Source organism: Microbacterium sp. SS28 (assembly GCF_022761035.1).
GTDB lineage: Bacteria > Actinomycetota > Actinomycetes > Actinomycetales > Microbacteriaceae > Microbacterium.
On sequence record NZ_JAKWJP010000001.1, the window covers coordinates 242,991 to 266,022 of the forward strand.

Genomic DNA, 23,032 nt, shown 5'->3' on the forward strand with positions numbered 1-23,032 from the left:
CTCGACGGGATACCCCAATGCACGCTCAGCGCCGCCGTCGGATCCTCATCGCGACAGTGCTCGCGGGTGCCGGCATCCTCGTCCTGCTGATCGTCGTCGGCGTGTACGGGCTTCTTCGCGGCCCAGCATCCACTCAATCGCGACCGGCGCCCACGGTCAGCGCGACAGTCGCGCCTCCTACTTCACCCGTCGCCCACCCACGGCCACTGACAGCGTCGGCGGACTCAGAGGTGTTCGGGCGCGCAGCAGCGATCGCGTTGTTCCGATGGGACACGCGCGGTTCCGCCGGACCCTCGGAGTGGGCACAGCCGCTCATCGATGTCGGAGACCCGGAGGAGGCCGCGGGACTCGCATCGGACATCCGCGGCTACTCGCCGACGATCGAGCAATGGGAGCAGCTCAAGGCCTACGGGACGCGTCAATGGCTCGCGATCGACTCCGCAAACGTTCCCGCGACATGGGCGACGGCCGTGGCGCAGGCAGCACCCGGTCAGCTCCCACCCGGTGCGACTGCATACACGATCACCGGCGTGCGGCATCGCGACGGCATCTGGGACGGCGAGCCGATCGCCACCTCCAGCGACGTCGCTCTCACAGTCTTCATCGCCTGCCCGAGGGAACAGGATTGTCGGCTGCTCCGCCTTTCGCGACTGAACGAGCCACTCGAGTGACGCGATGGCGAAGCTGCTCGGCATTCTGCTTGTCCTCGTCCTGACAATCCCCTCGGTCGGGCTGATCACTGTCGCGACCCTGCTCAGCCCGGCCGTCGCATCGTGCTCCGTCAGCAGCCTTCTCGTCGGCCCGATCCCCGAATCATTGACCGCTCGAACGCGCGACGGCCACGCGATCACTCTCCACAGGCCGCAGCTCGCACACGCAGCCACTCTCATCACGGTGGGCGCCCAAACGGTCGGCGTCGGCCGACCGGGAGTGCTCATTGCCCTGATGGCGGCTCTGACTGAGTCGACACTTCGGATGCTGTCGAACACGACCGCCTACCCGGAGTCGGCAAGTTACCCCAATGACGGCGACGGTTCGGATCACGACTCCCTCGGCCTGTTTCAGATGCGACCGGAGGCGGGCTGGGGCTCCGTTGGGGAACTGATGGGCGCGTCCTACCAAGCACAAGCGTTCTACGGCGGTCCGACCGGGCCGAATGCCGGCTCACCCCGAGGACTCTTGGATGTCGCCGGCTGGCAGTCGCTCGACCCGGGTGTCGCCGCGCAATCGGTCGAAGTCAGCGCGTACCCCGACCGGTACCAGAGCTACCAGCCCGTCGCCGAGGCCATCCTCAACGCCCTCACCTCGTCGCCGCCGAGATCGAGCGGCAACGGTGACGTCCGAGTCCCCGAGACGACGCGAATCGTGTTCCCACTCCCGGCCGGCACCTACACGGACACCTCGAGCTTCGGCTGGCGCACCGATCCCTTCACGGGCAAGCAGAAGTTTCACGAGGGCAGCGACCTCGCAGCTGCGGGTGGGACCCCAATCCTTGCGGTCGCCGACGGCGTCGTCACCTTCGCGGGCCCTCGGGGCGGCTACGGCAACCTGATCATCATCGAGCACACGGTCGACGGCGAGCGTGTCGCTTCCTACTACGCGCATATGTGGGATGCCGGCATCCACGTCGCGGCGGGTAGCACCGTGACAGCCGGACAGCACATCGGCGACGTCGGATCCTCCGGTCGATCGTCCGGCACCCACCTGCACCTCGAGATCCATCCGGGCGGGCCCTCGCACCCACCTGTGAACGCCATCGAATGGCTGGCGGAGCACGAGGCAGCGGGACTCGAGGGCGGGGCACTCGTACCGGCCGACTGCATCGCGACCGCATCATGAGCACCAACGTTTTCCCTGACTTCGGCGCCGTCGGGGGCGCCGACCAGCTTCGTGACATCGTGGGCGCGCTGATGATGTTCGCGCTCATCACTTCCGTCCTCATGCTCATCGTCTGCGCCACCACCTGGGCCCTGGCCGCAGGCAACGGGCACTACCAGACCGCAGCGCGGGCGCGACTCGGCGTCTGGCTGGCCTGCGGTACAGCCGCACTCGCGGGTGCCGGCGTCGCTTTCGTGAACTTCCTCCTCGGCATCGGCGCAGACCTCTAGTCCGGTGGGCAGGGGGCCAGGGAGCCCTGGCGCTCCTTCCCTTCGAACCATTCCGGCGAACGAGGAGCATCCCGTGATCGACATCGACCCGAACGCCACAGGTCTTCCTGGCATCGAGCAGCTCCGCGTCATCGTCGGCGCGGTCATGACGATCGGACTAATTCTCAGCGTTCTTGCCTTGATCGTCTCCGCGATCGTCTGGGGCTTCGGCGCGAACTCTTCGAACCCGCACCTCGCGTCACGGGGCAAGCTCGGAGTTCTCGTCTCCTGCGGGGCTGCGATCATCTGCGGCGCCGCGGTCACGCTGATCAACTTCTTCTGGGGCGTCGGCCAGACCGTCTGACCGGCGACACGAAATCCCAGGCCACCCCATGAGCGTGTGCGAGGTGCCGGTCATCGCCACCGTGTGCGATGCCGTCGGGGAGGGCACGGCAACGCTCATCGCCGCACCGTTCGACTGGCTCGCCTACGCGATGGGCTCGGCCGCCGCCTGGCTGTTCGAGGCGGTGTGGAGCGCCTTCGACAGCACGACGCTGGTCGACGTCAGGGCGCCGGGGTACGTCGACGTGTTCAACGTGCTGTTCGGTGTCGCCGTCTTCGTCACGCTCGTCTTCTTCTGCTTCCAGCTCATCACGGGGCTCGTGCGACGCGACCCCGGCGCTCTCTCGCGAGCGGCACTGGGACTGGGCAAGTCGATCCTCGGATCCTTCGTCGTGATCTCACTCACCGCCCTGCTGCTCGAGATTACAGACCAGCTCGCGATCGGCATCGTTCAGGCGACCGGAAACACGATGGCCGGCATCGGGGACCGGATCGCGCTGCTCGTCGCGGGCCTTGCCACGATCAACATCACTACGCCCGGCGTGGGTGCGATCGTCACGATCTTTCTGGCCGGACTGGCGATCAGCGCCGCCGCGATCGTCTGGTTCTCACTCCTCATTCGCAAAGCGCTCCTGCTCGTCGCGATCGTGTTCGGCCCGATCGCGCTGGCCGGCTCGGCGTGGGATGCGACAAAGGGATGGCTCGGCAAGTGGACAGCATTCGTCGTCGCGCTGATCCTGTCCAAGCTTGTGCTCGTCGTCATCTTCCTGGTCGCGGTGGCCCAAGTCGCGGCGCCCATCGACGCCGACCTCGCCTCGATCAGCGACCCCATCGCCGGAATCGTGCTGATGTTCATCGCTGCTTTCGCGCCATACATCACCTACAAGTTCCTCAGCTTCGTCGGCTTCGACATGTACCACGCGATGTCGAGCGAGCAGGAGGCCAAGTCCTCGCTCAACCGACCAGTCCCGGTGCCCACAGGACCGATGGCCGGTAATGCGGCGAAGATCCTCGGTGCGACCGGACAGCGCGGGGCGGGCACCTCAACCGGTGCAGCGACTGGTGGTGGCGGTACTGCTGCGACAGGAGCTTCATCAGCAGGTGCAGTGGGAGCCGGGATTGCGGCCGGCGCCGCTGTGGTTCACGGCGCCGCGACAGCGGGACCGAAGGCCGGTGGCGCCATCGCCGGGGCAGCGGATGCTCAGACCCAGTCCACCGGCGGCTCTGCGTCGTCCAGCCCGCGCGCGGTCGGCCGCGTGCGTGAGGCATCTGTGGGCGTAGCGACTCCCGGACATCACAGCTCCGCACCGCGGCCGCCGTTGCGGGTCCCGCCACGACAGGGAGAGACACGACCATGACTCGACCGGAATCGAGCTCGGCCTTCCAGCCGGTGCCCGTGCAGTTCTCGCGACTCACGCGTCGCGGCATTCTGCTCGGCCTCTCTCTTCCGCAGCTCATCGCCGTTTCGATCGGGCTCCTGACGATCGTCGTCGCGCTCTATTCGTCCGGGGCTGAAGCCGTCGCGTGGACAGCGCCGATCTGGCTCTCGACGATCCTTGTCGCGAGCGTCGGCGTCGGTGGCCGGAAGATCGTCGAGTGGACGCCCGTGCTCCTCCAGTGGTCACGGCGCGTGTTGTCCGGACAGCTCACCTACCGCAAGCGGATCGAGCGTCCACGCCCCGCCGGTACTCTGGCACTCCCCGGAGATGCGGCACGCCTCCGCGAGTGGGTCGACGTCGAGTCGGGTGCCGTGATGATCCATGACCCTCATGCGCAGACACTGACGGCGGTTCTCGGGATCTCCCATCCCGCGTTCGTGCTGCTCGATCCCGCGGAGCAGCACCGCCGCGTCGCGGGATGGGGCCGCGTGCTCGCGGGAGCCTGTCGATCTGGCCGCATCTCACGAGTGCAGGTTTGCGAACGAACCCTCCTCGACTCAGGCACAGGACTCGACGAGTGGTGGGATCACCACGGCGTCGACGACGGCAGTTGGGCCGCCGCGACCTATCGGGAGCTGATCGCGCGCGCAGGTCCCGCCGGTGAGCGACACGCCACCACGGTCAGCATCGCCCTGGATCTGCATGCCGCCGGACGACAGATCCGAGCGGGCGGTGGAGGAATGCGCGGATCGGCGAGCGTGCTCCGACAGGAGATGGCCGCCATCGTGTCCGCGCTTCGAGCGGCTGACCTCGCCGTAGGCGACTGGCACGGTCCGGCCGAGCTCGCCACAGTTCTGAGGTCGGCGTATGACCCCGCGGCGAGTCTTGGTCTCGAGCGGCATCCTTCCATCGGAACGGCGCTTGCCGACGCCGGACCGGTCGCCGTTACGGAGACCTGGGATGGGTTGCGCAGCGACAGCGCGCATCATGTCGTGCTGTGGATCAGCGAATGGCCGCGATCGCAGGTCTTCCCCGGATTCCTTTCCCCACTCGTGCTCTCCAACGGTGTGCTGCGCACAATGTCACTGCACTACATTCCGGTGAGATCCGATCACGCCGCGCGAGACATACGCCGCAAGAAGACGGAGCTGATCAGCGACGCCCACCAGCGTCGTCGCATCGGGCAGATCGAGGATGCTGCTGCCACCGCCGAGTACGAAGACGCGCTACAGCAGGAGGCCGACCTCACGGCCGGCCACGGCGTCCTTCGCACGATCGGGCTGATCAGCATCTCCGCCCCCACACAAGCGGAACTCGACGTAGCTGTCGCGACCGTCGAACAGGCCGCGATCCAAGCCTCCTGCGAGACACGTCGGCTCGTCGGCCAGCAGGCGCAAGCATTCGGGGCTGCCGCACTCCCCCTCTGTCGGCCCACGTGAGTCGACATCCCTACGAGTGATTGGAGCAAGCCATGAGCGCTGACGAATCGCCTCGTCATGTTGCCGCCACGGCGTCGAATGAGATGAGGCATCTTGCCCAGGCGACCATCGCCCTCGACGACCCTGCCGACCTCTACCCTCTGATCGGGGAACTCCTCGGCTCCCTCCGATCGCTCGTGCAGGTCACCGATCAGCTCGCCCACGCGCATATGCAGCACCGAGGCCGCGCTCGCACGGACGACGGCGACGCCTCGATCGGCGCACAGGACGCGGACGGCGCGGCATGGGCGCTTGTGCGCGCTCGTGAGCTCCTCGACGCCGCCGAGAGCGCGACCGACCTCGCATCACAAAACTCGGGACACATCGCGTGGATGCCGACGGAAAGGACCGAGCGATGGCTGAACGTCGTCTTCTTGCAGGGCGCCGATGCAGTCCACACGCTCGACCTCCTCGAGCGGTCCGAAACGCAGGCAGCGATTCGCCACCTTGCACGCTGGGACTATGGCGACGAAACCACCGAGTCCGCTCTCGTCAACGGATACGTCTACGAAGGGATCCCCGCCAGCTCAACCGACCGCACGGCGCAGGACCCGACCTCAGGGTACGCACTCATCTACAACCAGACGCTCGGATACGTCTCTCTCCTGCGTCGCTTCGCTCGCGGCCCGGACGACGTCGACTCCCCGGCGATCGACATCTCGGCGACGCCTACACATTTGTCGGCGGTTCCCACGTGGATCTCCCCGAGACGGGACAGCAATCGCTCCGTTGTGAGGAGCGTCGCACTGTGAGAGACGAGGAGCAGCTTCACGCCAGCACGCTGATCAACCCCCATGGCGAACGTCGCCACCACCGCCGCGGCCGCGAACGCGCCGCGGCCCGGATCGAAGCCGACGCGCGCAAGACGCACGCCCGTGAGGCGAAGGAGCAATGGGTCGCGGAGCGCGCCGAAGCCCGCGCAGCGGCGTACCTGCCCGCCGCAGGTGAGGCGGGTCCGGCTGCTCTGCGCACACCGGGCCGACTCCGGCTTCCCAAGCATCAGGACACGTCCGCCACGCTGGCCGGCCACTACCCCTTCCTCGCCGAGGCAGGATTGGGTTCCGCCGGCGTCTTCGTCGGACAGGACCTCTACTCCGGCGGCTCGTTTGTCTACGACCCGTGGGTGCTCTATCAGCGCGGCCTCATCACGGCTCCCAACGTCGTACTGGCGGGCATCGTGGGATCCGGCAAGTCCTCCCTCGCCAAGTCCCTCTACACCCGCTCGCTCCCCTTCGGCCGCCGCGTCTACGTCCCCGGCGATCCAAAAGGCGAACACACCGCCGTCGCGGAGGCCGTCGGGGGCCGCGCCATCATCCTCGGCCACGGACTCCGCAACCGGCTGAACCCGCTCGACGAGGGCCATCGCGCGTCAGCCGTGTCGGACGCCGAATGGGCGGCTCAGGTCGCCGCCCGCCGTCGCGACCTGATCGGCGCGCTCGCCGAGACCGTGCTCGAGCGGTCACTCACCCCGCTGGAGCACACCGCGATCGACCTCGCCCTCACGGACGTCGTCCGAAGCGCAGAGGTACCGATACTGCCCATGGTCGTCGAAAGGATCCTGTCCCCCAGCGGACACGACGACCGCGAGCGACGACTCGCAGAAGACGGCCGCCTCGTCGGACACGCGCTCCGCCGGCTCGTCGCCGGCGACCTGGCGGGCCTGTTCGACGGCCCCTCCACCGTTCGTTTCGACCCCGCTCTGCCGATGGTGTCCCTCGACCTCTCACGCGTCGCTGAGAACTCGACGCTCGTCTCCGTCCTGATGACCTGTTCGTCGGCATGGATGGAATCGGCGCTGGCCGACCCCGCCGGTGGGCAGCGCTGGGTCATCTACGACGAAGCCTGGCGTCTGATGGCCTACCCCGCTCTGCTCCGCCGGATGGATGCCCAATGGCGCCTGGCACGCCACTTCGGAATCGCGAACATGCTCGTCTTCCACAAACTGTCAGACCTCGACAACGTCGGAGACTCCGGCTCCGCGATGCGTGCGCTCGCCTCATCACTCCTCGCCAACGCCGAGACCCGCATCGTCTACCGGCAGGAACCAGACCAGCTCGGCTCCACTGCAGCCGCGCTCGGCCTGACCCGCACCGAGATGAACCTCCTCCCGGCACTCGGCACCGGGCAAGGCCTGTGGCGGGTGAAGGACCGCAGCTTCGTCGTCCAGCACCAACTGCACCCCGACGAGCTCGCCATCTTCGACACCACCGCCCGAATGACGGCGGCATAACCGCAGGCGCACCCGACGCACCTGCCCGACACAAGGAGCCCCCCATGTCCCACTCGTTCTCCGAAGACCGCCTCGCCCGCATCAGCCTGGCCGCCGCATCCGAACCCGGCGACAACGTCACCGGAACCCTCATCGCCCGCGTCGGCGCCATCGAGACTCTCGCGCTCGTCACATCAGACTCCCCGCTGCCGGCGCCGATCGACCCCGCGGAAGGAAGCCTCTGGCGACGAAGGCTGGCGCCGCGCCTTGACCCTGGCCAGGTGGACCGCATCCGAGACGAGATGGAGCGCCGCGCGCTCACGATGTTGACCACCGAGGACCTCGCGTGGCCGGCCGAGCTGCAGCAGCTTGGTTCGGGGGCCCCGCTCGCTCTCTGGCTCAGCGGACAGCCGAGCCGACTCGAAGGTGCGACGGCGAGTCGGATCACGCTGGTCGGCGCCCGCGCCGCAACCAGCTACGGCGAGCACATCACGATGGAGCTCGCCGCCGACCTCGCCTCCCAAGGACGGATCATCTACTCGGGCGGCGCTTACGGCATCGACGGCGCGGCGCATCGAGCCGCGACGATGGCGCGCCCCGGCTCGACAGTGGCGGTCCTCGCAACCGGCCTGGACCGCGCCTACCCCGTCGGCAACCAGCAGCTGTTCGAACGGATCCAGGACTCCGGCGGCCTGCTCGTCAGCGAGCTGCCGCCCGGCTCGTCGCCAACACGCTGGCGCTTCCTACAACGCAATCGGATCCTCGCCGCGCTCACCGGCGCCACCGTCGTGGTTGAAGCAGGCTACCGCTCCGGATCGCTCAACGTCGCCGGCCAGGCCCACGCTTTGGGGAGACCGATCGGCGCAGTACCCGGTCCCATCACCAGCCCAGCCAGCGCCGGCTGCCACCGGCTACTCCAGGAGGGCATAGCCACGATCGTGACCGACACGAGAGACGCGATCGACCTGCTCGACTCGACCAACACCACCGGCCCAGACCGGCCGTTCAACGTCGCGACATCCGCGCGTCGCCCGCTGCGGCTCGAGCCAGACATCAGCCTCTGATGAACGCGCACACGACAATCGCTGGCGGCCCGTCATGAGCACACCCAAGCCGTCGAGCGCCTTCGGTGACGAACTGACGAACCTCGGCCTCGGAATCCTCATCGCCGGAGCTTCGCTCGCCGTGATTCTCCGCGCAGCCGGGTCAGCGGCGGCGTGGCTCACCGGCGTAACCCAACCCCCTGCGGGGATCGGCGCCGGGCTCGGAGTGCTGCTCAACCCCGCCGACCCCGCCTCCGCACTGCAAGCCCCAGGCCTGAACCCGGTCGCCTATTGGTTCTGTGCCGCCCTGGCGATGGGCGTCGTCGCCGGTCTCGCCCTCCTCGTGTGGCGGCTGGTTCGCGGCAACCATCGCCCGACCGCGACCAACCCGCATCGCATCGAGGGAATCGCCGGCCGCCACGACGTCGCTCACGCCGCGTCACGGAGCGCGCTCATGAAGCGGGCCGCACACCTGCGGCCGTCGCTCACCAATGCCAAGCCCACCGATGTGGGCTATCTGATCGGGCACGCGCGGGCATCTGCCGTCTGGGCAAGCGTCGAGGACTCGATCCTGGTCATCGGCCCACCCCGATCCGGGAAGGGCGCGCACATCGTCATCAACGCGATCCTTGATGCGCCCGGGGCCGTAGTCACCACCTCCACGCGCCCCGACAACCTCACCGCGACACTCCGGGCACGCGAGCGGCTCGGTCCGGTGGCCGTCTTCGACCCGCAACAACTGGCCGAAGGCGTACCGGCCGGCCTCCGATGGTCGCCGATCCGCGGCTGCGAGAACCCCCTCACCGCGATGATCCGCGCCGCAGGCCTCGCCGTCGGCACTGGTCTCGCCGCCGGCGGGGTCGAATCCGGCGGCTTCTGGGAGGCCAAGACCCGCACCGCGCTGCAGTCGCTGCTGCACGCGGCCGCACTCGCAGACCGGCCACCCGGCGAGCTCTTCCGCTGGACACTCGACCCGGCCGCAGCATCCGACGCCGTCGCGATCCTCATCAATGACCCCCGCGCAGCGAGCGGGTGGGCTGACTCACTGCAAGCGATGCTCGAATCCGACCCCAGAACCCGCGACTCCATCTGGCAAGGCGTCTCGCTCGCGCTCGCCGCACTCGCCGACCCGCGTGTCCTCGCCGCGGTCTCCCCCGCACCCGGCGAGTCGTTCGACCCCGAGTCGTTCCTCAGAAGCAACGGGACCCTGTACCTCCTCGCCACCGGCGCCGGCGCCAACAACTCCGCCGCGCTCGTCGCGGCATTCGTGGAAGACGTCGTCGAGTCAGCACGCCGAATCGCCGCACGCAATCCCGGCGCCCGACTCGACCCGCCCCTGCTGCTCGCCCTCGACGAAATCGGCAACCTCGCGCCCCTCCCCTCCCTGCCAACCCTGATGGCTGAGGGCGGAGGTACGGGGATCACCACAATGCCGGTGCTCCAGTCCCTCACCCAGGCGCGCTCCAAGTGGAGCGACAACGCCGCCGGCGCGATCTGGGATGCGTCGATCGTCAAAGTCATCCTCGGCGGCGCATCGAACTCCCGCGACCTCCAAGACCTGGCGACCCTCATTGGCGACCGTGACGAAGCCACCGATTCCGTGACCGTTGGCGACCGCGGGACACGATCGTCACAACGGTCGGTCCGTCGGGTGGCGATCATGCCGCCCGACGTCATCCGCACCCTCCCGTTCGGTACGGGCTTGGTGATGCTTCGCGCGGCCCCACCAATCGTCACCCAACTGCGTACCTGGACATCGCGACGCGACGCGAGAGCGCTGCTCGCCGATAGATCTGCGCTCGAGACGCTGCTGCGACAGCATCCGGAGCTCAATGAGAATCCAGAGCCCGCGGAGGACGATCCAGAGGAGTGACCGCGTTCGCCCACACCCAGCAGCGGTGCTCCTTGTTGCCGACCTGGAAGGATACGCCGCACGCCACGTCATTCCAGACGACGACCGTCCCCTCGACCCGCATCGAGTGCGGCCCGAATCTCACCCAGGCGTTGCACGGCTTCGGTTGAGGGTCGCGAGTGACGGGCAACGTGTCCGCCTGCCGTTCCTGGGGCGTCAACGACTGAAGCGGATGCTCAGCTGCGATGCGGGCGAGGATGCGGTCGTCCATCAGCCGATCGAAATGCTGTTCGTATCGTTTGGACGTACCGATGGTCGGACCCCTTCCCCGGCCGAGGACGAGGATATGGCCGACTACCGACGTCCTGCGGTCGTCGTGCAACGTCGTGAGCACCTCTTCGGTAGAGCGGATCACCCGGTCCGCCCCGATCGCAAGGAACAGTCCAATGGCTCTCCACACCCAGCAGTCCATCTCCGGCTTCATTGCCTCGGAGCCCCAGCTGTCGACCTTGGAGAATGGCGAACCCCGCCTCTACCTCCGCATCGGGCAGCCCCACTTCCGCCGCAACGAAGACGGCACGTTCACCGAGCTCGAGCCGACCTTCCACGACATGGTCTCCTACCGAGCTACCGCCGAACGCGCACTCACTCGCTTCGCCAAAGGCGACAGCTTCATCGCCGAGGGTTACACCCGCACCTTCCCGATCGAACGCGACGGCCAGGTGGTCGAAGCGGAGGAGTTCGTCGCCAAGAAGCTCGGACACGACCTCGCCCGCACGAACTACGTGGTCGACCGATCCCGACGGTCAGCCGTCGCGGCTGAGCGGGAGACCCCGACTCGCGGGGTATCTGCGTCCGAGCACAGGACCGCCGTCGCAAGCGCGCTCGGCATCTGACACGTAGCGATGACGTCCCCTTTCGCAAGTCACGGGCACGACGAACCCGAAGCGGGTTTTCGCGCCGCGTCGATGGACGACTCCGACGACGGACCCACGAAGTCGGAGCCTCCGCGGCCTGTGAACTGGAACCTCCTCACCGCGGAGGATGCCGAGACAGAGTGGATCGAGCTGAACAAGTGGGTGAACTGGCTGCGCCGCACCTACGGACTGCCGGCATCCGTGATCCCGCCGTTCTGGCACCGGCACCCCGAACTCGTCTGGGAACTGTCCGCGCTCCACCTGCACTGGCTCTGCGCCTACGACCCCGACCAACACGGATCCGCTCCGATCGGCTGGCACCACGATTTCGCTGACGCCCGCCAGCGCCTCCACGATTGGGTAGCGACGTGCGGGACACGACTCGACAAGGATCGTGCCACCCGCCAGACATCCTGGCCCGGAGAGCCCGCCGCGTCGAGTGTCGACGACAAGGTCATCTCGAATCGCGACGAGGACTTTGTGATGTTCGTTCTCGGTGACTTGGACCGCCGGCGTCAAGCAGAGCAAGATTTCTATGCGTCGGTCGCGGACGGTAACTGACCCCGGACTGCAGTTGAGTGAACGTTTGGCGAACACCTTCGTGCGGATCTGCTCGTGGCAGAACGATGGCGCTACGGTCAGCTCAACCAGCTGGAGCGTGAACGATGACGCAACACGCAGTGATCAATCGACTCGGTGTACTTTGGACGGTCAAGTCCGAGGTACGCCAAGTTGTGTCGGCGTATGAGACCCGGGATGCCGCGGTCGCCGCGGCTCGCAGCCTGCTCCGTGGAGCCGGCGGTGGGGAGATCGTCATCCCGGACGCAGACGGTCAAATCACCACCGAAACGGTCGCCGGCTCAGGGTAGCCGGTGGCCTAGGGTTTCACAACCGATCGAATGCTACGCCCCGCCTCCGCTGACGGGAGCGGTGTTCAAGCGCGTGGGAGTCCGCGACGGGCACGTCGGTGAACGGCCCACCAGATGATGGGTGCCCCGACGATGGTGGGCAGCACCCAGAATGCCCAGCCGGGCAGCAGGCTCCAGATCGGCAACTGTGGTCCATTGTCGCCGTAGAACGCGGTGAGCATCGCGATGTAGGACGTACCGATGGCGATGATGTGCCACGAGTCGGCCCATTTCCGGCGACGGTTCAGCACGCCAAGCGACGCGGCCGTCACCGACAGGGTCCCGAGCGCCAGCAGGTGAAGGTTGAGTGGCCAGCGGATGGCCACCATGACGACCATGGTGACGAAGATCACCGCGAGGGCGAGCAGATACGTCCATCCGACACGGCGATGCCGTCGGGTGCCTTTGCGCGTGAGCATCACGGTCGCGCCCGCGACGACCGCCGTCACTCCGGCGGCGATGTGCACCGCGACCATGCCGAGGAAGATGGCACCTGCATCGGGGATCTCAATCCCGAAGAAGTCACTCACAATACGTCAGCGACGTTCTTTGTGTCCTTGTTGGAACTGGCGAATCATCTCTGCGATCCGGATCGGGCGCTGCTCCGGTCGGCGCTTCGTTGAGTCGATCCATCGGAGCCAGGCCGTGCGGTAGAACTGCGCGAGCGAATCGAAGAAGTCGGCCGCATCCGGAGCAGCATCGAGCGCCGCCGCGACATCCGCGGCGAGGTCGGCGCGCTGCGGTCCCTCCGGCTCGAGCACGACGTCCACCTGCGCACCGTCACCCAGTGGGACACGGCACCAGGCTGGTCCGAGGGCGATGACCGGCCCCTCCTCCCGCTTCTCGATGACGCCGCGCATGGGTCTGCCCGCCACTGACCCGGCCACGGGATGGCGCGACTTGCGGCCCCATGCCTCGTCCGGATCGAACGGAATCGGCACGCGTGTTCGACCCTGCCGATCCACCGCAATCGTGGTGTGGAACCTCCGCTGCTCAGGCACGAGAATAAGCCTGCCACCATCCACTCGCCTCCGCGCTGGGCACAACGGCGGGCGCCGTAGAGATCCGACTCCCCTTGCAAGTGATCAGGGGAGAATTGATGTGTGAAAGTCGAAGTCCTCCACATCGGCGACTGCCCGAACTGGGTCGAGGCAGGCAACCGCATCCGTGAAGCCTTGGACGCGACCGGACTCGATGACGTTGAGGTCACTTTCCGACTGCTGACAGCCGTTGAGGATGCCGCGCGGGTTCCGTTTGCCGGATCGCCCACGATCCTGCTCGACGGCAAGGATCTCTTTCCCAGCGGTGACCAGAGTTCGGCCCTGGCATGCCGGGTTTATCCGACCCCAGTGGGACTGGCCGGGCTGCCCACAACGAGCCAAATCATCGAGGCACTCGCCCCTCATGTGCCTTGACACCGCGGTTGAACGGTCCCCCTGCGGCCGGTCGCTTTAGCAGCAAGGGCATGATGAGTCAGTGCTGAGGGGGGTGCGACGCCTGCTGCGGAGAACTCTGCTCGGCAGACCGCTCCGACGCACCGCCAGAGGCGGCGCCACCCGCGCGCCGGCGGATTGCAAACCAGATGAGCGGTGCCCCGACGGCGGTGGGCAGCACCCAGAACGCCCAGGCCGGCAGCAGCTCCCAGATGGGCAGCTGGGGTCCGTTGTCGACGTAGAACGCGGTGAGCATAGCGATGTACGACGAGCCCATCGCGACGATGTGCCACGCGTCCGACCATCGGCGACGGCGGTTCAGCACGCCAAGTGACGCAGCGGTCAGCGAGACCGTTCCCAGCGCCAGGAGGTGGAGGTTGAGCGGCCATCGGATGACAACCATGACGACCATCGTGACAAAGATCACGGAGAGGGCGGTGAGGTAGGTCCAGCCGACGCGTCGATGCCGTCGCGTGCCTTTCCGCATGAGCATCACCGCCGCGCCGGCGACGACGGCGGTCAAGCCTGCGGCGATGTGCAGCGCCAATGCCACGAAGAACAGAGCTCCGGCATCGGGAACCTCGATCCCGAGGATGTCGATCATCGCGCACGCCTCCGTGACCTCACTATGCGTAGCAATACTACGTATCGCCAAGACTAAGAACAAGCCTCAGGCGTAGTATTACTACCTATGAGTGCGGAAGCGCTGAAGGGCCATCTCGACGGACTATTGCTGGCGACGCTCGAGGACGGCCCGCTTCACGGCTACGCCGTCATCGAGGCCCTTCGCGAGGGCAGTTCGGGACATTTCGATCTGCCGACTGGGACGGTGTATCCGGCGCTGCGACGGCTCGAAGCGGCTGGGCTCGTGCGCTCCGGTTGGTCGGTCGTGTCCGGTCGCCGACGCCGGACATACGAGATCACCCCAGCCGGGCGGCGCGCATTGACGGACCAGCGGACGGTCTGGGATCGGTTCTCGGACGCCGTCAACACGCTCATGCGGCCGAGAGCGCAGGGTGCGACATGACCAGCCGCGCAGACCGGCGCCCGGAACCGGCGAAGGAATACCTCGCTGCGATCGAGGCCGGAATTCCGCGGTGGCTGCGCGGTCGCCGAGCCGCGGTGGCCGAACTGGGCGATGGCCTCGACGACGCGATCAGCGACTACCGCCTGCAGGGCCTCCCTCCCGATGAAGCCGCAATCCGAGCGGTCCGCGACAGCGGACCCGCTTCCGTGATCGCCGGCGCATTCACCACGACTCTCTCCGCGGTGCATGCCCGTCACACCGCTCTCGCGCTGCTCGCCTCGGGACCGTTCATCGGATTGGTCTGGCTCACCGCCCTCGCCCCCGGCAGACCGCCGACCGAGCTCCTCGTGAAGATCCCACCCCTTGGACTGTTCATCCTCGCGTCCATCACCATCTGCGTTGCGACGCTTCTGGCGACCGGACCCGGTCGACTGAGACCGCCGTGGGCCCAGCGGCATCCGTCACGTCTCGCGGCAGCTGCGTGCGCTTGCGCGGTGGCCGGCGATGCTCTTCTGCTCGGCTCCGCGCTCACCACCGTCGTTGCGGTTTCGGGCTGGTCTCCCAGCCTTGCATTGATCTGCGCGGTCCTACTCAGTCTGACGCGGCTGGCGATCACACAGCGAGTCGCTCGCAGAGACCTTGTATCCGCAGGGGCCTAAGGGGCGTACGTGTGACGGCTCCCCTCCAGGGTTCCCATCAGGTCGCGGAACTCGTCAGGGGTGATCTCGCCGCGGGCGAGGCGCTGTTCCAGCACCTGCCGGGCCGGGTCCACGGGGCCGTTGGGTTCGCCCACGCCTCGTTGCGGTCTTCCAGTCGGTCGCAGCAACAGCACTCACGACGACAAGCCCACCGACGATCAGCAGCGGAATCAGAAGCCCTGGGATCAGCATCCACCATCCGCCGAACCCGTAGTTCCCCATCATGACGCGCCTCCTCACTAGTCTTCGTTCTGCTTCTTAGTCAACGTCGCGCGCGGGTAGGAGCGTTGGGACCTTCGACCCCCCGCGTGGCGGACGTCTCGACCAGGCCAACTCATCCTGCGACGGGACCTTGGGCCTTTGTGACATTCGCGGCGCGTGCAACTGTGTGGATGAGGCCAGTCCGCGACGTTTCAGAGATGTCGCTTGCAACGACGCCTGACTACCGAGGAGGGACCATGAGCAGCGATACGAAGCGCCAGTACCGGTACTCCGAGGAGGCATCGGCACGCCTGACCGCGACCGCGGAAGAGGTGTTCACATTTCTCGACGATCACCGATCCATCGCCGTGCACATGGGGGCCGGCCGCTCCCCCATGATGGGCGGTGGTGAGATGGCCCTGGAGCTGGACGCGGGAGGTGGCCGTGAAGTCGGCTCGCACATTCGGATGACGGGCACGGCCTTCGGCCTGAAGCTCGCGCTCGACCAGGTTGTGGTGGAGCGGACCCCGCCGACATCCAAGGCCTGGCAGACCGTCAGCCAGCGGCTCATCGTGATCGGCGCCTATGCGATGGGGTTCCGGATCGAACCCGCCGCGAGCGGGACGCAGTTGACGGTATGGATCCGCTATGACGCGGCGCCGAACCGCGTGCTCGGCCTGCTCGGCGGGAGGATGTATGCGCGCTGGTGCGTCAGGCAGATGAGAGACGCTGCCGCGGCGCACTTCCGGCCCGAACTCGACGCCGCGGGTCGAGCCCGCTGATCCGTGTGGCGCCCGGAAGGTCCACTATTCGAGGTCGCTGTCGCGAAGTTCTGCGGGAAGGTCATCACCGTCGTCCACCATTCGCGCGTAGTGGTCGTCGGCGGAGAAGTAGATGCCGGCGACCATCCCGGTGATGAAGAACTCGTCGGCGGCGGCGCCATTCAGACCGGTCGGCGTGAGGAAGAGGAGGTAGCGGTCGCCGACCTGCAGTGTCGCTGACGGGACCGAGGATGTCATCCCGCCGAACGTGCGCACGTGGACGACAGTCCCCTCAGCCACCGGAACAGCGGGCTCGGGTGACGTCGATCCGAGGACTTCGGGTGTGAATGATCGCTCCACGTCGAGGGTGAAGACGGTGGCACCGTCTTCACCCATCTGCTCTGCGGTCACCACTCCCGACACGACGGCGCCGCTGTCGGCGATCAACTCCTGCAGCGACGTGTATAGCTTCACTCGTGATCCCATGCCGGTGGATGGACCGGTTACCGAATCTCCGGCGGGCTCGGTCGGTGTGGGAACGGCGTCCTGAGTGCCTCCGGGTGCGCTTTGGAGTGCGACGACGAGCACGACGGCGCCGACGCTGAGGGCGGCGACGGCGAGGGCAGCGCGCTTGCCGACGACAGAGTCATCGCGCCGTTGGGCCGGTGCTCTGGTGGCGGTCTCGACGAGCAGCGTGCGGAGTGCTGCGGTGCGCTCTGGGTCAGGCTGGTCGGTCATGGCGTTACTCCTCCTGCTGATGACTGCGACGCGAGTTCCTGATACTTGACGCGCAGTGCTCGGTTTGCTCTGGAGAGGCGGGACTTCACGGTTCCCGGAGGAACTCCGAGCGCTTGCGCGGCCTGTGCTTCGCTGAGCCCGTTGAGGACGCAGAGCGCGACCACCTCGCGGTGGGGGCGGGACAGCTGCGCGAGCGCCGCTTGTGCCGGGCCGGCGTCGAGGGCGTCGGCATGGTCGGGCTGAGGCGCTGGCGGGGGCAGTCGTCGCAGAAGCGCGCGGTGACGTCGCGCGCTGCGCGTGAGGTTCAGCGACGCGTTGGTTGCGACGACCAGCAGCCACGGCAGCATCGACCCGTCTACGAAGCGGATCCGGTCGCGGTGTCGCCACGCTTCCAGCCACACGACAGCGGCCACGTCCTCTGCGTCGACCGGGTTCGGGACCAGCCGGAGGCTGTGGCGGTACACGCGGGAGTGATGGAGGTCGAACAACTCGCCCAAAGCGTCGCCGTTCCCCTGCAGGGCGCTGCGCCAGCGCTCCGCATCGGTGACCTCCACAGTGGTCATACTCTGTAGTGTCCAGCAGAGGCCGTTCGGTTCCCTGTATTCCGTCAGCTGCTCGGCACGAGCGCCGGCGAGGGCTGAGCCGGCAGGCGGAGGCGCTTGAGCAGCAGCGCGTTGACGGCGACGATCACGCTGGATCCCGACATGCTGATCGCGGCGATCTCCGGCGAGAGCATGATTCCGAACGCCGGGTAGAACAGGCCGGCGGCGATGGGAAGCGCGATCGCGTTGTAGCCGATCGCCCAGCCGAGGTTCTGCCGCATCTTCCGCAACGTGCCCCGTCCGATCCGGATCGCGACGGCGACGTCCATCGGGTCCGATCGCATCAGCACCACGTCCGCCGTCTCGATGGCGACGTCGGTACCAGCGCCGATCGCGACTCCCAGGTCGGCCTGGGCGAGGGCGGGCGCGTCGTTGACGCCGTCTCCCACCATCGCGACCACCTTGCCGTCCTTTTGAAGTTCAGCGATCTTGGCGCTCTTGTCCTCCGGGAGCACCTCCGCGATGACAGTGTCGATACCCAGGAGCGCGGCGATGCGACGGGCGGTGGGTTCGTTGTCACCTGTGAGCATCGCGACCTCGACGTCCTGCTCGTGCAGGGCGTCGATGGCGGCTTTGGCGGTTTCCCGTGGCGCGTCGGCGAGGGCGATGGTGCCGGCGATGTTCCCGTCGACGGCGAACAGGATCGCCGTGCGGCCGCTCCCGGCGAGCTCTTGCTGCGCTGCCCGGACCGGGGTGATATCGATGCCTTCGGCGGCCATCAGTCGGGCGTTGCCGAGCACGATCTGGTGGCCGCCGACGGTGGCGGTGGCACCCTGCCCGGTGACGTTGCGGAACGCGGTTGCGGTCAGGCGGGGTATGTTGCGTTCGTCGGCGTAGGACACGATCGCGCGAGCGAGGGGATGCTCGGACTCGCGTTCGGCGGCAGTGATCAGTGACAGGAGCTGGATGTCGTCGCTGCCGAGCGGAAGGTAGTCGGTGACCTCCGGTTCGCCCTTGGTCAAGGTGCCGGTCTTGTCGAACACGACGGTGTTGACCTTCGCGGCGGCTTCAATGCTGCCGGCGTTCTTGAACAGCACGCCTCGCTTTGCGCCCAGACCCGTGCCGACCATGATGGCCGTGGGGGTCGCCAGGCCGAGGGCGTCGGGGCAGGTGATGACGACCACGGTGATCGCGAAAAGCATCGCGGTGGGAACGTCGGCGCCTGCGAGCAGCCAGCCGACGAACGTCAGCGTGCCGCCGACGAGCGCGACGAGCACGAGCCAGAACGCGGCCCGATCGGCCAGTCGCTGTCCGGGCGCCTTCGAGTTCTGGGCCTCTTGCACGAGCTGCACGATCTGCGCGAGGGCGGTGTCGGCGCCGACCCTCGTCGCGCGAACACGGAGGGTGCCCACGGTGTTCACGGTTGCTCCGATGACGTCGGATCCCGTGCTCTTGGTGACCGGCATCGATTCCCCGGTGACCATGGACTCGTCGACTTCGGATTCGCCGGACTCGACCACACCGTCGGTGGGGATCTTGGCACCGGGGCGGACGAGCATCACATCGCCCGGCACGATGTCGGCGGTGGGGACCTCGACCTCCTCGCCGTTCCGGATGACCACCGCCCGCGCCGGCGCCAGCTCGAGCAGCGTGCGGATCGCGTCGTTGGCGCCGCCGCGGGCGCGCATCTCGACCCAGTGGCCGAGCAGCACGAAGGTGGCGAGCACGCTGGCGGCCTCGTAGAAGACCTCGCCGCCACCGGTCAGGGTGACGTAGACGCTGTACAGCCAGCCCGTGCCGACACCAACGGCGACGAGCACCATCATGTCCAGCGTCCGGGCGCGCAGGGCCCGCCAGGCGCCGTCGAAGAAAATCCACGCCGAGTAGAAGATCACCGGCAGCGAGAGGATCAGCGAGAACATCGCGTCGCTCAGCCCGAACGGCGCCGGGACCGTGAAACCGAACACCTCGCGGCCGATCGGAGACCACAGGGTGATCGGCACCGACAGCACCGCGGCGACCAGGAAGCGGTTCCGCATGTCGCGGGTCATGTCGCGCATCGACATTCCGGCGTGGTGGCCACCGTGCCCCATCACGTCCTGGGCGGTGCGTGGCGCAGTCTCGTGAACGTGACTTCCAGCGGCAGGCGCGTGGGCCTCGTGCGTCCGGGCCCGGTGATCCAGGGAGGCATCCGCCGCCTGGTGGAGCGCATGTGGATCCGTGGCGGGCTGCTCGTCAACCGTGTGCGAGTGCGCGGCCGCGGCCGCGGCCGCGGCGTGCCCCATGTGCTCCGACTCCGATGTGTGACTGGTGGGCTGGTGGGAGGTGGGCGCCTGCGCGGGGCCATCGTGGACACCTGCCCCGTGTGACGCGTGAGCCTCAGGCTGAGACGCGGGGGTGGAAGGCGTGGTCGTTCCTGGCGTGTGGTGTGCAGGGTGACCGCCGACGCTGTCTTGAGCAGCCTGGTGACTCATGTGGTGATGACTGTGATCACTGGCGGCGACGGGGCGCGGTTCGGCGTCCGGGTCGCAGATGTGATCGGGAACGGATTGGCCGGCGCAGTGGTAGCCGCAGTCGATGATCCAGCGCCGCAGCTGGTCGACGGATGTGGTGGTCGGGTCGTAGGTGACGTTCGCCGTCTGCGATACGGGGTTCGCGTCGACGGCGAGCACGCCGGGCTGCCGGGACAGGCGCGTCTCGACGACGCTCTTCGAGGAGGCGCGGAGGATGCCTGATACCTCGAGGACGACGGTACTGGTGGGCGCTGTCATGGTGTTCCTTCCATCTCGATTTCGCGTTCTCGCCATCGATCTCAGGAGTGTCCGTCTTGTTCGCCGTCCTGTGTGATGATCGTCTCGCCCGTGTCGTCGATGCGTACGATGCCGCGGTCGTCCGCGAGGAGGACGGCTCCCGATTCACCTGCGGTGAGCGCGCTCAAGGGGCCGTGGGTCTCTGCGAGCTTCTCCCAGCCGCCGTCGGGCGACGAGCGCCACAGCACTCCTTCTGTGTCTGCGCCGACGAGGGTGCCGTCGGCGAAAGCGTCTAGCGTATAGAGCAGGGGTGCGTCGGGGAGGATGGAGAAGGTCACGCCTTCATCCCTGCTGACCTGAACTCCCCTCTCCGTCGCCGCGTACAGCACTCCGTCTGCCGCGGAGGCAAGGTCGACCATGGGGAGGTCGGCGCCGGTGGACCAACTGAGTCCCCCGTCCGTACTGACCCGCACTGCGGGGGATGCCGATCCGACGCCGAACAATCGGCCATTGGAGGTGCTGTCAAGGATGTGGAAGTCCTCCACGCCCGTGAACGCGACGGGCGCCCACGACTGTCCCGCATCGTCGCTTCGGATGATTCCGAGGTTCGGTGTACCGAGTTCGACCGGTGTATCCGTTCCGGGATGACCGGAGGCGAACAGCGTGCCGTCAGAGCTCGTGAGACCCATGAGGTCGGCTTGGTTACCGCTGATGGGGCCGGTTACGGTGCCGGCGCTGTCGATCTGATAGAGCCCCACATGGGTAGCGACAAGGAGCGCGTCGCCTGCCCCTTCTTCCAGTCCGTGGATATGCACGAAGGCGTCGGACTCCGCGCCGAGCGTGTTCGCCGGGCCGGGTCCAGCGATCTCTGAGCAGCCAGCCAGGCTGAGTCCGAGCACCGTGAGTGCGGAGACAAATGTTGGTTTGCGAGACATTTCTCGCGCCTCCTAGATGTTGAGGGTCGGGCTGCACGGTGCGGCGGCGAGGATGCAGCGCGCGTGTGCTGCAGGACCGCCTTCGCTGCCGTAGAGCAGAGTGCTCGACGGGGAGTCGGCGGCGGTGGGTGGGGTCGGGGGTCATCCGACCCCACCCACGAACTCAGAGTTGATCGAGCAGGTCCTGCATGGTGGCGATCTCGGCCGTCTGGTCCTCGACGATTTTGTTCGCGAGCGCCACCGCGTCCGGGTTCTGTCCGGCATCGATCTCGGCCTGTGCCATCTCGATGGCGCCCTCATGGTGCATGATCATCTGCTCTAGAAACACGCGGCTCGCTTCCGGTCCGGTGGTGGCATCCAGCGCCGCCATGTCGTCTTCCGACATCATCCCGTCGCCGTGGCCCATGCCATCCGAGGAGTCGCTGTCGTCGGCGACACCCCAGTCCTGGAGCCAGCCCTGCATCGTCTCGATCTCGGGGCCTTGCGCCTCCTTGATCTTGGTGGCGAGGTCTGTGACGCGAGCGTCGACGTCCTCTTTCGTGAGGACGGCGTCGGCCATCTCGATGGCCTGTTCATGGTGCGGGATCATCATGGTCGCGAACATCGCGTCGGCGTCGTTGAAGTCGGCCGACTCGGAGCTGCTCATCATGCCGGACTCGTGGTTGGTGCCGGGCATGGTGGACTGCTGCGGGGCGCACCCAGCGAGGACGAGGGCGGCGGCCAGAGCGGTGGAGGCCAGTGTGATAGTGCGGATTCTGTTCATCGGTATGTCCTTTTCATGTCAGTGCGAAACAAGGTGATTTGTGCGCGTGGCACGTCGCAGCAACTCCGGACGCCCGGAGTGCGCGCGAAAGATCACGTTCGACTGATGGAGAGGACGTACAACGAGGGCGGTCGTGCGCGCGCCAGTGCGCGCCGAGCGACTTCGGTCGTTAGTCCGAGAAGTGGTGCGCGCAGATCGACTCTGCCCAGATCTTTCGGAATTGCCAGAATCAGAACAGTGATGAGCAGCCCGAGAACACACGCCATCGCCAGCATCGAGTGGCCATCCACCGGTCCACTGGTCCCGCAATCGCACAACTCAGGGTCGGCCACCCCAGAGGGATCGTGCATCGACGGCGCATGCGAATCGGCTACCGCGGCGACGCCAGCTGGGGAGTGTCCGTGGCTGGCGTCGCCCCCGCTCAGCGTGTGCATCGCGAGCAGGCCGACGATGACCCCGAGGGTGAGGGCCACACCGATCAGTACGCGCGTGAGGGAGGAGCGTGACTGCAGGATGGCGCGGATCGTCCGCATCGGCTGTCCTCCTTCTCTGTCAGGATTGGCGCGAGCGCCAATGGCGCCCCAGTCGCCGATCAACTCGCGGTTGCGTACCGGGCCGGGTCTGCGTCCCAGAGCGGGGGGCAGTCGGCGCAGCAGAACCAGTACCTCGTCCCTCGGTAGTCGCGGTAGAGGCCCTTCGCCTCGGCGCGCTCCGGGTTCACCATGTTGTCCGGCATCACGGGGCATTCCACCAGCTGCGCCGCACCGGGCTCCGGGTCGTGGTGGTGGTGGTGCGCGACCGTGGCGGCGAAGCGGTCGTGTGGGTGCTCATGCCCGTGACCCTCGTCGTGCGCGGGCACATGGTCGTGCGCGGGCCCGTGGTCGTGCTCGCGGGGATGGTGATCGTGCTCGTGCTCGTGCTCGTGCTCGTGGGGATGGTGATCGTGCTCGTGGTGGTGGGTCATGTCTG

28 protein-coding genes are annotated in these 23,032 nt (G+C 67.3%); 17 read left to right on the forward strand and 11 right to left on the reverse strand.

The window, feature by feature from the left end:
* Nucleotides 1-17: 17 nt before the first annotated feature.
* The 10 genes from MJ607_RS01070 (at nucleotide 18) to MJ607_RS01115 (ending at nucleotide 10,411) form a co-directional block, all read left to right on the forward strand.
* The gene (locus MJ607_RS01070) at nucleotides 18-671 is read left to right on the forward strand and encodes a hypothetical protein (RefSeq protein ID WP_243073694.1); all 654 of its coding nucleotides are present in this window, start codon (nucleotides 18-20) and stop codon (nucleotides 669-671) included.
* Between the two features lie 4 nt (nucleotides 672-675).
* Entirely contained in the window at nucleotides 676-1,839 is a 1,164-nt protein-coding gene (locus tag MJ607_RS01075) for a M23 family metallopeptidase (RefSeq protein ID WP_243073695.1), read from the forward strand.
* Nucleotides 1,836-2,108, forward strand: coding sequence for a DUF6112 family protein (locus MJ607_RS01080; protein WP_243073696.1), 273 nt, complete (start codon nucleotides 1,836-1,838; stop codon nucleotides 2,106-2,108). The genes MJ607_RS01075 and MJ607_RS01080 overlap by 4 nt, the downstream gene beginning before the upstream one ends.
* A gap of 73 nt (nucleotides 2,109-2,181) precedes the next feature.
* The gene (locus MJ607_RS01085; protein ID WP_243073697.1) at nucleotides 2,182-2,451 is read left to right on the forward strand and encodes a DUF6112 family protein; all 270 of its coding nucleotides are present in this window, start codon (nucleotides 2,182-2,184) and stop codon (nucleotides 2,449-2,451) included.
* 28 nt (nucleotides 2,452-2,479) lie between these two features.
* Nucleotides 2,480-3,787, forward strand: a complete 1,308-nt coding sequence (locus MJ607_RS01090) for a type IV secretion system protein (protein WP_243073698.1) — start codon at nucleotides 2,480-2,482, stop codon at nucleotides 3,785-3,787.
* On the forward strand, nucleotides 3,784-5,247 hold the full coding sequence (locus tag MJ607_RS01095) for an SCO6880 family protein (RefSeq protein WP_243073699.1): 1,464 nt from the start codon (nucleotides 3,784-3,786) through the stop codon (nucleotides 5,245-5,247). Before MJ607_RS01090 ends, MJ607_RS01095 begins: the two co-directional genes overlap by 4 nt.
* An 83-nt stretch (nucleotides 5,248-5,330) precedes the next feature.
* Nucleotides 5,331-6,038: a hypothetical protein gene (locus MJ607_RS01100; protein WP_243073700.1), complete on the forward strand. Its 708-nt coding sequence runs from the start codon at nucleotides 5,331-5,333 to the stop codon at nucleotides 6,036-6,038.
* Nucleotides 6,035-7,516, forward strand: coding sequence for an ATP-binding protein (locus MJ607_RS01105; protein WP_243073701.1), 1,482 nt, complete (start codon nucleotides 6,035-6,037; stop codon nucleotides 7,514-7,516). The genes MJ607_RS01100 and MJ607_RS01105 overlap by 4 nt, the downstream gene beginning before the upstream one ends.
* A 44-nt stretch (nucleotides 7,517-7,560) precedes the next feature.
* Complete coding sequence (gene dprA, locus MJ607_RS01110; protein WP_243073702.1) at nucleotides 7,561-8,559, forward strand: DNA-processing protein DprA; 999 nt, start codon at nucleotides 7,561-7,563, stop codon at nucleotides 8,557-8,559.
* Nucleotides 8,560-8,593: 34 nt separating this feature from the next.
* A complete protein-coding gene (locus tag MJ607_RS01115) occupies nucleotides 8,594-10,411 on the forward strand; it encodes a TraM recognition domain-containing protein (protein WP_243073703.1) in 1,818 nt (605 codons plus the stop codon).
* Here MJ607_RS01115 and MJ607_RS01120 read toward each other — a convergent pair.
* Complete coding sequence (locus MJ607_RS01120) at nucleotides 10,368-10,805, reverse strand: hypothetical protein (protein ID WP_243073704.1); 438 nt, start codon at nucleotides 10,803-10,805, stop codon at nucleotides 10,368-10,370. The genes MJ607_RS01115 and MJ607_RS01120 overlap by 44 nt on opposite strands.
* A gap of 31 nt (nucleotides 10,806-10,836) precedes the next feature.
* On the opposite strand from MJ607_RS01120, the gene MJ607_RS01125 reads away from it, so the two are divergent.
* The 3 genes from MJ607_RS01125 (at nucleotide 10,837) to MJ607_RS20305 (ending at nucleotide 12,176) form a co-directional block, all read left to right on the forward strand.
* Complete coding sequence (locus MJ607_RS01125; RefSeq protein WP_243073705.1) at nucleotides 10,837-11,286, forward strand: single-stranded DNA-binding protein; 450 nt, start codon at nucleotides 10,837-10,839, stop codon at nucleotides 11,284-11,286.
* A gap of 72 nt (nucleotides 11,287-11,358) precedes the next feature.
* Nucleotides 11,359-11,868: a hypothetical protein gene (locus tag MJ607_RS01130; RefSeq protein ID WP_243073706.1), complete on the forward strand. Its 510-nt coding sequence runs from the start codon at nucleotides 11,359-11,361 to the stop codon at nucleotides 11,866-11,868.
* Nucleotides 11,869-11,972: 104 nt separating this feature from the next.
* Entirely contained in the window at nucleotides 11,973-12,176 is a 204-nt protein-coding gene (locus MJ607_RS20305) for a DUF2188 domain-containing protein (protein ID WP_374238013.1), read from the forward strand.
* A gap of 65 nt (nucleotides 12,177-12,241) precedes the next feature.
* On the opposite strand, the gene MJ607_RS01135 is transcribed toward MJ607_RS20305, so the two are convergent.
* On the reverse strand, nucleotides 12,242-12,745 hold the full coding sequence (locus MJ607_RS01135; protein WP_243073707.1) for a hypothetical protein: 504 nt from the start codon (nucleotides 12,743-12,745) through the stop codon (nucleotides 12,242-12,244).
* A gap of 6 nt (nucleotides 12,746-12,751) precedes the next feature.
* Entirely contained in the window at nucleotides 12,752-13,216 is a 465-nt protein-coding gene (locus MJ607_RS01140) for a YdeI/OmpD-associated family protein (RefSeq protein ID WP_243073708.1), read from the reverse strand.
* A 102-nt stretch (nucleotides 13,217-13,318) separates the two neighbouring features.
* Between MJ607_RS01140 and MJ607_RS01145 the strand changes: the two genes are divergently transcribed.
* A complete protein-coding gene (locus MJ607_RS01145; protein ID WP_243073709.1) occupies nucleotides 13,319-13,630 on the forward strand; it encodes a thioredoxin family protein in 312 nt (103 codons plus the stop codon).
* 58 nt (nucleotides 13,631-13,688) lie between these two features.
* Here MJ607_RS01145 and MJ607_RS01150 read toward each other — a convergent pair whose 3' ends face one another.
* On the reverse strand, nucleotides 13,689-14,252 hold the full coding sequence (locus MJ607_RS01150) for a hypothetical protein (RefSeq protein WP_243073710.1): 564 nt from the start codon (nucleotides 14,250-14,252) through the stop codon (nucleotides 13,689-13,691).
* Between the two features lie 87 nt (nucleotides 14,253-14,339).
* Between MJ607_RS01150 and MJ607_RS01155 the strand changes: the two genes are divergently transcribed.
* From MJ607_RS01155 to MJ607_RS01165, 3 genes are all read left to right on the forward strand, one after another.
* Nucleotides 14,340-14,675: a PadR family transcriptional regulator gene (locus MJ607_RS01155; RefSeq protein ID WP_243073711.1), complete on the forward strand. Its 336-nt coding sequence runs from the start codon at nucleotides 14,340-14,342 to the stop codon at nucleotides 14,673-14,675.
* On the forward strand, nucleotides 14,672-15,334 hold the full coding sequence (locus MJ607_RS01160) for a hypothetical protein (RefSeq protein WP_243073712.1): 663 nt from the start codon (nucleotides 14,672-14,674) through the stop codon (nucleotides 15,332-15,334). The genes MJ607_RS01155 and MJ607_RS01160 overlap by 4 nt, the downstream gene beginning before the upstream one ends.
* Before the next feature lie 497 nt (nucleotides 15,335-15,831).
* Nucleotides 15,832-16,356, forward strand: a complete 525-nt coding sequence (locus MJ607_RS01165) for an SRPBCC family protein (RefSeq protein ID WP_243073713.1) — start codon at nucleotides 15,832-15,834, stop codon at nucleotides 16,354-16,356.
* Between the two features lie 24 nt (nucleotides 16,357-16,380).
* Here the strand turns inward: MJ607_RS01165 and MJ607_RS01170 are convergent, their stop codons facing one another.
* The 7 genes from MJ607_RS01170 to MJ607_RS20130 all read right to left on the reverse strand — a co-directional run bounded on the left by MJ607_RS01170 (nucleotide 16,381) and on the right by MJ607_RS20130 (nucleotide 23,027).
* The gene (locus MJ607_RS01170; RefSeq protein WP_243073714.1) at nucleotides 16,381-17,073 is read right to left on the reverse strand and encodes a hypothetical protein; all 693 of its coding nucleotides are present in this window, start codon (nucleotides 17,071-17,073) and stop codon (nucleotides 16,381-16,383) included.
* Nucleotides 17,070-17,636, reverse strand: a complete 567-nt coding sequence (locus MJ607_RS01175; protein WP_243073715.1) for an RNA polymerase sigma factor — start codon at nucleotides 17,634-17,636, stop codon at nucleotides 17,070-17,072. Before MJ607_RS01175 ends, MJ607_RS01170 begins: the two co-directional genes overlap by 4 nt.
* A gap of 44 nt (nucleotides 17,637-17,680) precedes the next feature.
* On the reverse strand, nucleotides 17,681-20,386 hold the full coding sequence (locus tag MJ607_RS01180; protein ID WP_243073716.1) for a heavy metal translocating P-type ATPase: 2,706 nt from the start codon (nucleotides 20,384-20,386) through the stop codon (nucleotides 17,681-17,683).
* Nucleotides 20,387-20,427: 41 nt separating this feature from the next.
* Nucleotides 20,428-21,300 (reverse strand): sialidase family protein, encoded by an 873-nt coding sequence (locus tag MJ607_RS01185; RefSeq protein WP_243073717.1) that lies wholly within the window; start codon nucleotides 21,298-21,300, stop codon nucleotides 20,428-20,430.
* Nucleotides 21,301-21,463: 163 nt separating this feature from the next.
* Nucleotides 21,464-22,063 carry a DUF305 domain-containing protein gene (locus tag MJ607_RS01190; RefSeq protein WP_243073718.1) on the reverse strand — a complete coding sequence of 200 codons (600 nt, stop codon included), beginning with the start codon at nucleotides 22,061-22,063 and terminating at the stop codon, nucleotides 21,464-21,466.
* A 92-nt stretch (nucleotides 22,064-22,155) separates the two neighbouring features.
* Complete coding sequence (locus MJ607_RS01195) at nucleotides 22,156-22,596, reverse strand: DUF6153 family protein (RefSeq protein ID WP_243073719.1); 441 nt, start codon at nucleotides 22,594-22,596, stop codon at nucleotides 22,156-22,158.
* A gap of 59 nt (nucleotides 22,597-22,655) precedes the next feature.
* The gene (locus tag MJ607_RS20130; protein WP_308193784.1) at nucleotides 22,656-23,027 is read right to left on the reverse strand and encodes a hypothetical protein; all 372 of its coding nucleotides are present in this window, start codon (nucleotides 23,025-23,027) and stop codon (nucleotides 22,656-22,658) included.
* Between the last annotated feature and the right edge of the window lie 5 nt (nucleotides 23,028-23,032).